Genomic DNA, 14,083 nt, shown 5'->3' with positions numbered 1-14,083 from the left:
TAGGAGGTTACTAATGGATATAATAAAAATGCTTGAAGAAGAGCAATTAAAAAAAGAATTACCTGAATTTAACGTTGGGGACACAATTAAAGTTCACTATAGAATAGTTGAAGGCTCCAGAGAAAGAATTCAAACCTTTGAAGGTATTGTAATCAAAATACAAAACACTGGTATTAAAACTACTTTCACAGTAAGAAGAATATCTTATGGCGTTGGCGTAGAAAGAACCTTCCAACTACACTCACCAAGAATTGCTGGAATTGACAAGGTAAGAAGTGGTAGAGTTAGAAGAGCTAAACTTTATTACCTAAGAGATAGAGTAGGTAAGAGCGCTAGAGTTAAAGAAAAAAAATCTTTTTAAATTATTTAAATTGCAGTGCATATAAATATATGCTATAATAATTTTTGAAAAAACACATAAATTGATGTATTAGGAGTTGCCAATTTGGTCCCTAAACAGTTGATATTTATGGAAGAAAAAAACAGGAGGACTTATGTCAGTAATATCAATGAAATCACTGCTTGAAGCAGGTGTACACTTTGGACATCAAACAAGAAGATGGAACCCAAAAATGTCAAGGTATATTTTTACCGAAAGAAATGGAATCTATATTATAGATTTACAAAAAACAGTTGTAGAAATTGAAAAAGCCTATGCTTTTATGAGAGAAGTAGTAGCTCAAGGTGGAGAAGTTTTATTTGTTGGTACAAAAAAACAAGCCCAAGAATCTATTGAAAGCGAAGCAAAAAGATGTGGAATGCATTACATTAACCAAAGATGGTTAGGTGGACTTTTAACTAACTTTGAAACCATTAAAAAGAGAATAGATAGACTACACGAATTAAATCGCATGGAAGCAGATGGAAGCATTAATTTATTCCCTAAAAAAGAAGTATTAAAAATGCTAGCTGAAAGAGACAAGCTAGAAAAATTCTTAGGCGGAATAAAAGATATGGAAAGAATTCCAGATGTACTATATATTGTTGACCCTAAAAAAGAAGCAATAGCTGTTAAAGAAGCACAAATTTTAGGAATACCTACTATTGCTATTCTAGATACAAATTGCGATCCAGATGAAATAGATTATCCAATTCCTGGAAATGATGATGCTATAAGAGCTGTAAAACTTATTACAAAAACTATAGCTGATGCTGTTATTGAAGGGAAAGATGGAGAAATTAACTTTGACGACGAAGCTGAAGAAGAAAATGTTGAAGAAGCTGATGTAGAAGAAGTTGTTATTTCTGAAGAAGAAACTATTTCAGAAGAAGAATCTGAAGAGGATGTTCAATAAATAATTAAAAGAGAGTTCTTAATTAAGGACTCTTATTTTATAGTTAAAAGGAGGAAAAATTATGCAAATTACTGCTGCTTTAGTAAAAGAACTTAGAGATAAGACTGGTGCTGGTATGATGGATTGTAAAAAGGCACTACAAGAAAATAATGGAGAACTTGAAAAAGCAATTGATTGGTTAAGAGAAAAAGGTGTTGCAAGTGTAGCTAAAAAAGCTGACAGAATTGCTTCAGAAGGAATAATCGAAAGCTATGTTCATGGTGGAAGAATCGGTGTAATTGTTGAAGTAAATTCAGAAACAGATTTCGTTGCAAAAAATGATGACTTTAAAGCATTCTGCAAAGATATAGCTATGCAAATTGCTGCAGCTAACCCAAAATATCTATCAAGAGAAGAAGTTCCAGCAGATGTAGTAGAACATGAAAAAGAAGTTCTAAAAACTCAAGCTTTAAACGAAGGTAAACCAGAACACATTGTTGAAAAAATGGTTGAAGGAAGACTTGATAAATTTTATGAAGAAATCTGCTTAATGGATCAAAAGTTTATTAAAGATGGCGATAAGACAATTAATGAATTATTAACAGATCTTGCAGCAAAAATTGGAGAAAATATTAAAATAAGAAGATTTACTAGATATGAACTAGGTGAAGGTCTAGAAAAGAGAAATGAGGATTTCGCTGAAGAAGTAGCAAAACAAATAGGTAAATAGTTAGGTAATTAATTATGAAACCTGTATTTAAAAGAGTTGTTCTAAAATTAAGTGGCGAAGCCTTAGCTGGAAACAAACAAGTTGGTATCGATATGGATACTATGGATACAATGGCTAAGGAAATCAAAAAAATTGTAGACCTTGGAGTAGAAGTTTCAATTGTCGTTGGTGGCGGAAACTTTTGGAGAGGAAGAGATGCAAAGCTTAACGATAGGGCTGCCTCAGACTATGTAGGAATGTTAGGAACAGTAATGAATGCTATATCCCTACAAGATGCACTTGAAAGTAACGGTGTTGTTACAAGAGTCCAAACAGCTATAGAAATGAGAGCAGTTGCAGAACCTTATATTAGAAGAAGGGCCATTAGGCATCTTGAAAAGAAAAGAGTTGTTATCTTTGCTGCAGGATCAGGAAATCCATTTTTCTCAACAGATACCACTGCAGCACTTAGAGCTGCTGAAATAGACGCAGATGTAATACTTCTTGCAAAAAAAGGAACAGATGGAATTTATACATCTGATCCAAATAAAAATCCAGACTCAAAAAAATATGACCAATTATCTTATAGAGAAATTTTAAATCAAAATTTAAAGATAATGGATACTACGGCAACATCCTTATGTATGGACAATGATATTCCTTTAATTGTATTTGGAATTGATGATCCTAAAAATATTTTTGATGTAGTTGTAGGAAAAGATATAGGAACTATTGTAAGAAAAGGAGACTAATTATGAAGGCTTTTTTACAACCATATGAAGAGAAAATGAAGACTTCAATTGCTGTTTATGTTGATGATTTAAAAACAGTAAGAGCTGGCAGGGCTAATCCTGCAATTTTAGATAAGATTACTGTTGATTACTATGGTCAACAAACACCTTTAAATCAAGTAGCAGGGATTTCTGTACCTGAGGCTAGATTAATTGCAATTCAACCATGGGATGCAAGTGTTTTAGAGGAAATTGAAAGAGCTATTATAAAAGCAGACATTGGTCTAAATCCTGCAAATGATGGAAAAATTATTAGACTAACAATTCCAGCCCTTACAACTGAAAGAAGAAAAGATTTAACAAAACAAGTAAGTGGTATGGGTGAAAACACAAAAGTAGCTATTAGAAATATTAGAAGAGATGCTATGGACCAAGTCAAAAAAGATGAAAAAGCTGGAGACATCTCTGAAGATGAAAAAAGAACAATAGAAGACGAAATTCAAAAACTTACTGATAAATATATTGAAGAAATAGATAAGATCACTAAAAATAAAGAAGAAGAAATAATGGAGATCTAAAAGATATCTATAAACTTTTTAATAATATTTGCTATGAGAATAAGGCTATTTTTAGCCTTATTTTTATTTTGTATAATAACTTTTAAAATGCTGACTAAAAGGGTAATATTTTATAAAAGAAGGGATTTTATAATTTTAAATTAAGGAGATATTTATGAAAATAGGATTAATAGTAGGTTCACTTAGAAAAGAATCTTGGAATAGGAAGGTAGCAGAAGTTGCTAAAACTTTATTTCCTGATAATATTCAGGTAGACTTTGTAGAAATTGGACATATACCATTTTATAACGAAGACTTAGATGGAGAAAATGAAATAGCCGAATATAAAGAAATAAGATCAGCAATAAAAGATCATGATGGTTTTATATTCTTTACACCTGAATATAATAGAAGTTTTGCACCAGCTATAAAAAATATTATAGACATTGGTTCAAAGAGTTCAGATGGAAATATTTGGTCTAAAAAACCAGTGGCCGTTTTTTCAGCAACTATTGGCGGCTATGGAGGTATGGCTGGAAATCTCGCCCTAAGGCAAAATTTTGTAAATGTAAATATAATGCCAATGCAAAGACCAGAAGTTTATTTAAGTAATATTCAAGATTCTTTTGATGATAAAGGAAACATTTTTGCTGATACTAAGGATTTTATTGATAAGGCAGTTAAAGCCTTTGTTAAACATGTTGAATTAATTAGTAAATAAGATATTACAAAAATTCCTCTGGATACTTGTTAATTCCAGGGGAATTTTTATGGATATTTTTATGTTTATGGCTTATAATTTTATTATGGAAAAAAATTATTTAGAATTAATAAATCAGGAAAAGCTGCCTAAGCATATTGCCATTATTATGGATGGCAATGGCAGATGGGCAAAAAATAGAAAATTAAATAGAAGCTATGGTCATAAGGAAGGCGCTAATAGGGTTGTAGATATTGTTAGAGCATCATCTGATCTAGGAATTAAAGTTTTATCTTTATTTGCTTTTTCAACAGAGAATTGGAAGAGACCCTTAGAGGAAGTAAATAAGATAATGTTTCTAATTGTTGCCTTTATTGACAAATATATTGATGAACTTGCCTCAAATAATGTTATTTTGAAAGTCTTAGGCCACAGGGATGAGCTTCCAAGAAATGTAAAAGAAAAACTTGATTATGCCATTAATAAAACAGAAAATAATACTGGTATGATTCTTAATATTTGTCTAAACTATGGCTCTCAACTTGAAATATTAGATGCATGCAAAGAAATGATAAAAGAGTATAAAAAATCTTCTGAGGAAGATATTGACTCTTTGACTGTTGAAGATTTTTCTAAACACTTATACTCTGATGAGTATTATAATGTTGATTTAATGATTAGACCAAGTGGTGAACTAAGGCTTAGCAATTTTTTATTATTTCAAGCAGCCTATGCTGAACTATACTTTTCAAATATTTTATGGCCAGACTTTATACCTAATGAACTTTATAAGGCTATTTATGAGTTTCAAAACAGAAATAGAAGATTTGGAGGACTATAAAATTGTCTGAGTTTACTGTAAGACTTATATCAGGTATTGTAGGAGTAATTTTATTAATTATACTTTTATATTTTAATGGAATTTGGATAAACTTATTTGCCTTAATTTTGTCCGTAATTGCATTTTTAGAAATATCAAAGGCCTTTAAAAACATTGACATTAACATTAGAAAAGGTTTTGGAGTTATAATAAGTGTATTTTCATTTTTAGAAATATATTATACAAAGACAATCACTTATACTTTTTATGTAATTTTGTTACTTGCTTTATTTGACTTATTGGTTAAAAGAGACCACGTGTTAAATACAGCGGCTTTTGCATTTTCTTCACTTTATATAATTTTAGGATTTTCTTCTTTAGTGTTAATAGAAAATCCAGTTTTTATTGGCTTGGTTTTTTTACTTGCATTTTCTTCTGATACTTTTGCTTACTTAGTTGGAGTAACTATAGGTAAGCATAAATTAATACCAGACGTAAGCCCTAACAAGTCAATTGAAGGAGCTATTGGTGGAATAATAGGAACTTGTATTATGACAATTCTTTATTTATCTTACTTTAATTTTTCCTCTATAGGCTATGATATTATAGTAGGAGTTTTTGCATCAATATTTGCCCAAGCTGGAGATTTAGTAGCCTCTAGAATAAAAAGAGATACCGGTATAAAAGATTTTGGAAAGCTAATTCCAGGTCATGGTGGAGTACTAGATAGATTTGACTCTGTTTTACTTGTTGCCCCAATTGTCATGCATGGAGTTAGGTTTTTATATAAGATTTAAGGAGTTTTTATGACTATAATATATGCATTACTTGTTTTTCTACTTGTAATAATGGTCCATGAGTTTGGACATTTTATTGTTGCAAAGTTAAATAATATTAAAGTAAATGAATTTTCAATAGGTATGGGTCCAGCTATTTTTAAAAAGCAAGGCGAAGAAACCCTATATGCTATTAGGGCTTTGCCTATTGGTGGCTATGTAGCCTTAGAAGGCGAGGAAGATGAATCTGACGATCCAAGGTCATTTTCAAACGCCCATCCTTTAAAGAAAATAGCTGTCCTAGTTGCTGGAGCCCTAATGAATTTTATTTTGGCCATAGTTCTAGGAGTAATTGTGTTTTCTACTTTAGGTCAACAAACAACAACTATTGATTCTTTTGTAGAAAATTCTACTGCCCAAGCTGCTGGTTTAGAAGCTGGAGATAAGATCCTTTATATAGATGACAAGGAAATAAAAACGTGGCCTGAAATATCTCAGACTTTGAATACGTCAAAAAAAGATAAGGTTACCATTAAAGTTCAAAGAGACAACGAAGAATTAGTTTTTCAAGTCCCTACTAAAGAAGAAAATGGCAACCATCTAATAGGGATATATCCAACTTTAGAAAAAAACTTTACTAGTTCACTAGGGGCCAGCTTTCAATTTACCAAAGATATAATAAAACAAGTTTATATTTTTATGGGTCAACTTCTAACTGGAAGGGCGAAAATTGAAGGCCTTAGTGGACCTGTCGGCATTGTAAGGATGATTGGCGACTCTGCTAAACAAGGATTTATAAATGTATTAATGTTTGCTTGTATGATTAGCGCAGACGTAGGAGCCTTTAATTTGTTTCCTTTTCCTGCCCTTGATGGAGGAACTATTGTTATAACTCTAATAGAATGGATTGTCGGTAAAGAATTACCAGAAAAAGCTAAGATTGTTATTAATTCTCTAGGATTAATTTTTCTACTTGGATTAATAGGATATGTTACAATTTTTAATGATATTTTATAAAGTAGGTTAAAATGAAAAAAAGCAAAGTTATTACTGTTGGTAATGTAAAAATTGGTGGAGGTAATCCAACTACTATTCAATCAATGACCAACACAAAAACTAAAGATCACCAAGGAACTATTAAGCAAATAAAAGCTTTAGAAGATGTAGGTTGTGAACTTGTTAGAGTTGCAGTATCTGATTATGAAGATGCCTTAGCCCTAAAGAAAATTAAAGAAAATATTACTATTCCATTAATTGTTGATATTCAATTTGACCATAAGCTTGCCTTAATGGCTGCGGAAAATGGAGCAGATTGTATTAGAATAAACCCTGGAAATATTGGAAGTGAGCTTAAGGTTAAAGAAGTTGTAGAAGCTTGTAAGTTTTATGATATTCCTATTAGAATAGGTGTCAACTCTGGGTCTATTTCAAAAAGGATTATTGATAAATATGCTGGTGTAAACAAAAATTCTCTTGTGGCATCTGCTCTTGAAGAAATTGAAACCTTAGAAAAAAATAATTTCTTTAATACAAAAGTTTCTATTAAAGCTAGTGATCCTAGAATGAACATTGATAGCAACATTTTATTTAGAGAAAAATGTGATTATCCTCTCCATTTAGGAGTAACTGAAGCTGGAGGACTTTTAAGAGGCTCAATTAAGTCTGCCATTGGTATTGGCACACTTCTTTATATGGGAATAGGAGACACAATAAGAGTTTCTTTAAGTGATAATCCGCTTGAAGAAATAAAAGTAGCCAAACAAATTCTCCAATCGTTAAATTTAAGAACTTTTGGAGTAGAAATAGTTTCTTGTCCAACTTGTGCAAGGACCGACATTGATTTAATAAAAATGGTAGCTGAACTAGAAAATAGAATTGATGAAATTAAAGGAAACTATAAAATTGCAGTTATGGGCTGTGTGGTAAACGGACCAGGAGAAGCTAGAGAAGCAGACTATGGTATAACTGGAAAAAACAAAGAGGGAATAATTTTTAAAAAAGGTAAAATAATTGACAGAGTGCCTGAAAAAGACCTTATTAATAGGCTAATAGAAATTATTAATTTAGAGGACTGATTATAAGTGTGCAATATAAATCGAGAATCAAATCTATTATCTTTAAATAAACTCTTTCCTGTTTTAGAGAAAAAATGGGAAGGGGTTTATTTTAAAGAGCTTAAAATTTTTAAAGAAGAAGCTAAATCAGTAGTAGTATTATTTTTAGATAAAAATATAATCTTAGCAGATGCTGATAAGGAAATAATTAAAAGTTATTTTTCCAAAAATTTAGGCATATTAGACATACAATTAGAAATTATAGATGATGAAGATGTAAATATAATTGAAGAGATAAATAATTATATTACATCTTTTTTAAAAATTGAAAAACTAAGTTATTATTTAAAAGAAGAAAACAATAAAATAATAGGAAATTTTTACAAAACTATAGATGAAACCGATATAAACAAGATAAAGAGTTTGTGTCAAAAATTTTCTTATGAATTTGAATATTATATGGTAAACAAAGATTCAAATGTTTATGATTATTTAGAAAAAATAAGAGAAGAAGAAAATCATATAGGCATAAAACAAATCAATACTAGTCAAAAAGAAAAAAAGACTTTCACTAAGACTGAAAATAAAGTTGATAAATTAGATCTAAGCTTTGGTAAGGCACCAAAAAAAGAAGTTGAAGCTTGTAAAATTTGCGATTTAAAAAATCAATTTGGCGAAGTCTATATAGAAGGGGAAGTTTTTAAGATTGATTTTAAAGAAATAGCAAAAATCGACAAAGAAATTATTTATATTTATTTTTCTGATTATACTGAATCAACCTATTTAAAAAAATTTTTAGACAAAGACAAGGCTCAATATTTTAAAGATAATTTGAAAGAAGGCATAGGAATTAAAGTTTATGGAAAGTATACTTTTGATAACTTTGATAACTCACCGTTAGTTGATGCAAAATATTTTGAATTTTACAAAATCTCTCCAAGAGATGATCTAGGAAATGAGAAGAGAATTGAACTTCACGTACACACAATTATGAGCGCTCAAGATGGAATGACAGATCCAACTAGTCTTATAAAAAGGGCAGCAGCTTGGGGGCATGAAGCAATTGCTATAACAGACCATAGTGTTGTCCAGGCTTATCCTGAAGCAGCTAGAGCAGGAAAAGATAATAATATAAAAATCCTTTATGGCCTTGAAGTTTATCTTGTTGATGACTACGAAAAGATTATTAAGAACTCAAATAAATTAACTGATAATTTAGATAATTTTGTAGTGTTTGACGTAGAGACAACTGGTTTTTCAGCTAGACATGATGAGGTTATTGAAATTGGAGCAGTAAAAATTAAAGATGGCGAAATAATAGATAGTTTTAACGTTCTAATAAATCCAAAGAGAAAACTTCCTGAAGAAATAGTTGAGTTAACTAATATAACTGACGCTATGCTAGTTAATCAACCAACAATTGATGAAGTTTTACCAAAATTTTATTCTTTTATAGAAGATTCTATTATGGTTGCCCATAATGCAAATTTTGATATGGCTTTTTTAAAGAATAATTTTAAAAAAATTGGTCTTGAATTTGAAAAACCTTATATTGATACTTTAGAGCTATCAAGAATTTTTTATCCAAATGTTAGAAGTCACAGACTTGGAAATGTTGCAAAAAGATTGGGAGTATCTTTAGAAAATGCCCACAGGGCAGTGGATGATGCTAGAGCAACAGGTGATGTATTCATAAGGCTTTTAGATGACAACCTAATTAAAAATTCTTTTGCATCATCTATTGATAATATACAAGGTTTAATAAAGAAAAGAAAAAAAGAATCTGGTCAAAGTTTTCATGCTATATTACTAGCAAAAAATTTAGAAGGATTGAAAAATATTTACCAAATTGTTTCGAAATCTCACATAGATTATTTTAATTATGTACCAAAAGTTCCGAAATCAGTCTTAGACAATCATAGAAACGGACTTTTAGTTTCACCTGCTTGTCAAGATGGAGAAGTACAACAAGCTATTTTAAAGGATTTTTCTGAGGATAGAATTGAAGAAATAGCAAGCTATTATGATTATTTAGAAATTCAGCCAAATAAAAATAATCTTAATTTAATACCAGAATACTTTTCTGATGAAGAAGACTTAATAAAGTTAAACAAAAAAGTTATTTCCATAGGAGACAAACTTAATAAATTAGTTGTTGCAACAGGAGATGTCCACTATTTAGACAAGGAAACTAGAATGTCTAGGAAGATTTTAAAACATGGCTTAAGTTTAAATAGAGATGAATATGACAATGACTATTCATTTTTAACAACAGATGAAATGCTGGAAGAGTTTTCTTATTTAAATGCTAGGGCAGTTGAAGTAGTTATAAAAAACCCTAAGAAAATAGCTGATCTTTGTGAAGATATAAAACCTATACCAGACGGAACTTATCCTCCAGTAATTGAAGGATCAGATAAAATGTTGAGAGAAATAACTTATAAAAAAGCCCATGAAGTTTATGGAGAAGACTTGCCAGAGCTTATAGCAAATAGGTTAGAAGTCGAGCTAAATTCAATAATTAAAAATGGCTATTCTGTTTTATATATTATAGCCCAAAAGTTAGTAAAAAAAGCCAATGAAGATGGATATCAAGTAGGCTCAAGAGGGTCAGTCGGGTCAAGTTTAGTAGCAACAATGTGCGGTATTACTGAAGTAAATCCACTACCTCCACACTATTCCTGTCCAAAGTGTCAATATTCAGAATTTATTAATACAGAAGAAATGAAAGTCTATTCAGGAAATGACTTACCTGAAAAAACTTGCCCTAAGTGCGGCGAACAATTAAACAGATATGGGGACGAAATTCCTTTTGAAGTATTCTTAGGCTTTGATGGAGATAAAGAACCTGATATTGATTTAAATTTTGCTGGAGAATACCAAACTCAGGCTCACAAGTACACAGAAGAACTTTTTGGAAAGGGAAAAGTGTTTAGAGCAGGAACAATTGGAACAATTGCAGAAAAAACCGCCTATGGTTATGTTTTAAAATTTATTGAAGAGACTAATACAAACTTTTCGAAGGCCGAAACTGAAAGATATGCCAAGTCTTTAGTCGGTATAAAAAGAACTACAGGTCAACACGCTGGAGGGATTATGATTGTTCCTGACTATAAGGATATTCATGACTTTTCTCCGGTACAAAGGCCAGCTAATGATAAGAATAGTGATGTTACAACTACCCACTATGATTATAATGCTATATCTTCTACAATTTTAAAACTAGATATTTTAGGTCATGATGTTCCGACTATGATAAAGATGATTGAGAGTTTAACCAAAACAGATTTTTTAAAGGTGCCTTTAAATGATGAAAAAGTAATTTCTTTATTTTCTAATGCTGATGCATTAAATTTAGATAGAAATATCTTTGATATTGATATGGGAACACTTGGTATCCCAGAGTTTGGAACAAACTTTGTTCAAAAGATGTTAAAATCAACTAAGCCCACTACTTTTGCAGAATTAGTTAGAATTTCTGGTCTTTCTCATGGTACTGATGTTTGGACCAACAATGCAGAAGAATTAGTAAATTCTGGGAGAGCAGAATTAAAAGATGTAATATCAACTAGAGAAGATATAATGCAAGACCTAATAAGAGCTGGAGCTGATAAGAAGTTTTCTTTCTTCACTATGGAAAAAGTTAGAAAGGGAAGAGGACTTACAGAAGAAGAGGAAGAAATAATTTCTAAGCTTCCTTTGCCTGATTGGTATATTGATTCTTTGAAAAAAATAAAGTATATGTTTCCAAAGGCCCATGCTGTAGCTTATGTAACAATGTCAGTAAGATTAGCATACTACAAGGTTTACTATCCAGAAGCCTTCTATGCAACTTTCTTAAGTATGAAACTATCAAACTTCGATTTAGAAACAATAGCAAAAGGTCCAGATGCAATAAAGAAAAAAATTAAAGATCTAAAATCTGCAGAAAAAATTTCTAAAAAAGAAGAGGGAGACCTAGCTATTTATGATATAGCTTTAGAAATGTATGCTAGATCTTGTAAATTAGGAAAGTTAGATTTGTATAAGTCTTTAGCTACAAAGTTTACAATAATTGATAATGAAATTATTCCACCATTTGTTACTGTTCCTAGTTTAGGAGAAGGTGTTGCTAATTCAATAGTTGCGGCTAGAGGAAGGGAAGACTTTTTGTCGATAGAAGATTTAATTAAAAAGACAAAATTATCAAAAAAAGTAGTTGACTATTTAAAGGAGACAGGTGTTTTATCTAAATTAGATGACACAAACCAAATATCATTATTTTAATTATGATAAAAGCTTGAAATCCTTGATATTTCAAATAAAAAATGATAATATATAAATGTATTAAAGAGAGAGTTATTGTTGAGAGTGGTGAAAGCCACTCTCAATTTTTTGAAATTAAAGGAGGTAAAAGTGAACAAGAGAGAATTAGAAGAAAAAGTAAAAAATCTTGTAGAGTCATATGATTTTGAATTAGTTGAACTTAATATAAAAGAAAAGAAGCAAGCTTTATTTGAAATAATAATTTACAAGAAAGAAGGTATCAACCTAGATGACTGTACTTTAATTTCAAGAGCAGTTGATAATGAAATTGATTTAGATGAATATTTCGCAAATGATTATCGTATTGAAGTTGCATCACCAGGCTTAGATAGAAAGCTTAAAACATTAGATGATTATAGAAGAAATATAGACAACAATGTAGAAGTTCGTTTATATAAAAAAATAAAAAATAAAAAAGAATTTATTGGAAAATTAACTAACTATAATGAAAAAGAAATATTTTTACAGGTTGAAGAAGATATTATAGAGATACCTATAGAAAACATTTCATTAATGAGACAATATATAGATTTCGGAGGTAAATAAAATTGAACAAAGATTTTCTATTAGCATTAGACCAAATTACTAAGGAAAAAGGAATTTCACCAGATGTAATTTTTGAAGCTCTTGAGGCTGCTTTAGTATCAAGCTATAAAAAGAACTATGGAACTAGCCAAAATGCAATAGTAAAAATTAATAAGAAAAATGGCGATATAAAAGTATTTGCTGAGTTCGATATTGTAGAAGAAGTAGTAGATGACAGCAAAGAAATTGATATTAAAACAGCTAAAGAAATTGACCAAATTTATAACGTAGGAGATACTTATTTAAAAGAAATTACTCCTTCAAAATTTGGTAGAATAGCAGCACAAACAGCTAAACAAGTAGTCATTCAAAGAATTAAAGATGCTGAAAGAGATGTAATTTACAATAATTATATCGACAAGGAAAATGAGCTAATAACTGGAGTTATCCAAAGAATAAATAGAAATATAATTTATTTTGACCTTGGACAAACTGAGGCAATCTTACCTCCATCAGAACAAATTGAAGGAATTAATTATCAAGCTGGAGATAGATTAAAACTTTATGTTTTAGAAGTTAAAAAAACAACTAAAGGACCACAAATAATTTTATCTAGATCTCATCCATCATTAATAAAAAGATTGTTTGAACTAGAAATACCAGAAATTCAAGAAGGAACTGTAGAAATTTATTCTATAGCAAGAGAAGCTGGATCTAGAACAAAAATTGCAGTTTATTCAAAAAATGAAGAAGTAGATCCTCTTGGGGCTTGTGTTGGATATAAAGGTTCAAGGGTAAAAGCCATAGTAGATGAGATAGACGATGAAAAAATTGATATAGTTATTTATGATAAAAGAATTAGGTACTTTATTGCAAATGCACTTTCACCATCAAAGGTTGTTGAAGTAGTCGTAAATGAAAAAGAAAAATCAGCCTTAGTAATTGTTCCAGATTATCAACTTTCATTAGCTATCGGTAAAGAAGGTCAAAATGCAAGACTAGCAGCTAAACTTACCAACTGGAAAATTGATATAAAATCAGAAAGTCAGTTTGATGAATACTATGAAAGTTTATCTGAAGAAGAACAAGAAGAATTAAATGACCTTATGAATATGACCTATGAAGAAGAGATTAAGTACGATGACAATCATCCTACAGGAGTATCAATTGAAGATTTAGACAGCTTAGATAGTATGTATTCAAGTGAAAATGATGACCTTGAAGAAGAAAGCTTTGCTTATAATATTGAAAATGATGATGAAGAAGTTAGTTTAGATACAGAAACTGACAGCGATTTTGTAGAAAATGTTGAGTCCATTAGTCTAGAAGAAGATAAAATATAGGTGACTTATGAAATCTAAGAAAATTCCAATGAGAAAATGCGTCGGTTGCAAAGAAAATGCCGAAAAAAATGAACTTTTTAGAATTGTAAAGGACAAGGACGATAACATTTTTGTTGATGAAAGTGGAAAAGCAAATGGTAGGGGAGTTTATATTCATAAAGATAGCAACTGCCTAGAAAGTGCTTTTACAAACAAAGAATTAGAGCGTAGTCTAAGATGTAAAATTGATAAGGATATTTATGATGAATTAAATAAAGTTATAGAAAAATAACACTTTGGAGGTGTTGTA

The 14,083-nt window shown here is 30.3% G+C and carries 14 protein-coding genes; all 14 read left to right on the top strand.

Annotation, left to right across the window (positions count from 1 at the left end; all coding sequences use genetic code 11):
- Positions 1 to 13: 13 nt before the first annotated feature.
- On the top strand, positions 14 to 361 hold the full coding sequence (gene rplS, locus BN2667_RS04380; protein WP_054252097.1) for a 50S ribosomal protein L19: 348 nt from the start codon (positions 14 to 16) through the stop codon (positions 359 to 361).
- A 133-nt stretch (positions 362 to 494) separates the two neighbouring features.
- A complete protein-coding gene (gene rpsB / locus BN2667_RS04375; RefSeq protein WP_054252096.1) occupies positions 495 to 1,295 on the top strand; it encodes a 30S ribosomal protein S2 in 801 nt (266 codons plus the stop codon).
- Positions 1,296 to 1,356: 61 nt separating this feature from the next.
- Positions 1,357 to 2,004 (top strand): translation elongation factor Ts, encoded by a 648-nt coding sequence (gene tsf / locus BN2667_RS04370; RefSeq protein WP_054252095.1) that lies wholly within the window; start codon positions 1,357 to 1,359, stop codon positions 2,002 to 2,004.
- A gap of 14 nt (positions 2,005 to 2,018) precedes the next feature.
- Positions 2,019 to 2,735 (top strand): UMP kinase, encoded by a 717-nt coding sequence (pyrH, locus tag BN2667_RS04365; RefSeq protein WP_054252094.1) that lies wholly within the window; start codon positions 2,019 to 2,021, stop codon positions 2,733 to 2,735.
- A 2-nt stretch (positions 2,736 to 2,737) separates the two neighbouring features.
- Positions 2,738 to 3,292 carry a ribosome recycling factor gene (frr, locus tag BN2667_RS04360; protein ID WP_054252093.1) on the top strand — a complete coding sequence of 185 codons (555 nt, stop codon included), beginning with the start codon at positions 2,738 to 2,740 and terminating at the stop codon, positions 3,290 to 3,292.
- A 154-nt stretch (positions 3,293 to 3,446) separates the two neighbouring features.
- Positions 3,447 to 3,992 carry an NADPH-dependent FMN reductase gene (locus BN2667_RS04355; RefSeq protein WP_054252092.1) on the top strand — a complete coding sequence of 182 codons (546 nt, stop codon included), beginning with the start codon at positions 3,447 to 3,449 and terminating at the stop codon, positions 3,990 to 3,992.
- 61 nt (positions 3,993 to 4,053) lie between these two features.
- Positions 4,054 to 4,812 carry an isoprenyl transferase gene (locus BN2667_RS04350; protein WP_075967887.1) on the top strand — a complete coding sequence of 253 codons (759 nt, stop codon included), beginning with the start codon at positions 4,054 to 4,056 and terminating at the stop codon, positions 4,810 to 4,812.
- Between the two features lie 2 nt (positions 4,813 to 4,814).
- Positions 4,815 to 5,588: a phosphatidate cytidylyltransferase gene (locus BN2667_RS04345; RefSeq protein WP_054252091.1), complete on the top strand. Its 774-nt coding sequence runs from the start codon at positions 4,815 to 4,817 to the stop codon at positions 5,586 to 5,588.
- 9 nt (positions 5,589 to 5,597) lie between these two features.
- On the top strand, positions 5,598 to 6,584 hold the full coding sequence (gene rseP, locus BN2667_RS04340; protein ID WP_054252090.1) for an RIP metalloprotease RseP: 987 nt from the start codon (positions 5,598 to 5,600) through the stop codon (positions 6,582 to 6,584).
- Positions 6,585 to 6,595: 11 nt separating this feature from the next.
- Positions 6,596 to 7,642, top strand: a complete 1,047-nt coding sequence (ispG, locus tag BN2667_RS04335; protein ID WP_054252089.1) for a flavodoxin-dependent (E)-4-hydroxy-3-methylbut-2-enyl-diphosphate synthase — start codon at positions 6,596 to 6,598, stop codon at positions 7,640 to 7,642.
- Between the two features lie 6 nt (positions 7,643 to 7,648).
- Positions 7,649 to 11,887, top strand: a complete 4,239-nt coding sequence (locus BN2667_RS04330) for a PolC-type DNA polymerase III (RefSeq protein ID WP_082380188.1) — start codon at positions 7,649 to 7,651, stop codon at positions 11,885 to 11,887.
- A gap of 129 nt (positions 11,888 to 12,016) precedes the next feature.
- Positions 12,017 to 12,472, top strand: coding sequence for a ribosome maturation factor RimP (locus BN2667_RS04325; protein ID WP_054252088.1), 456 nt, complete (start codon positions 12,017 to 12,019; stop codon positions 12,470 to 12,472).
- Positions 12,473 to 12,474: 2 nt separating this feature from the next.
- Positions 12,475 to 13,794, top strand: a complete 1,320-nt coding sequence (nusA, locus tag BN2667_RS04320; RefSeq protein WP_054252087.1) for a transcription termination factor NusA — start codon at positions 12,475 to 12,477, stop codon at positions 13,792 to 13,794.
- A 7-nt stretch (positions 13,795 to 13,801) separates the two neighbouring features.
- Positions 13,802 to 14,065 (top strand): RNase P modulator RnpM, encoded by a 264-nt coding sequence (rnpM, locus tag BN2667_RS04315; RefSeq protein WP_054252086.1) that lies wholly within the window; start codon positions 13,802 to 13,804, stop codon positions 14,063 to 14,065.
- Positions 14,066 to 14,083: the final 18 nt, after the last annotated feature.

The sequence above is a fragment of the Neofamilia massiliensis genome (assembly GCF_001299475.1).
GTDB classification, from domain to species: domain Bacteria; phylum Bacillota; class Clostridia; order Tissierellales; family Peptoniphilaceae; genus Neofamilia; species Neofamilia massiliensis.
This window is presented reverse-complemented; position numbering and strand designations above follow the sequence as displayed.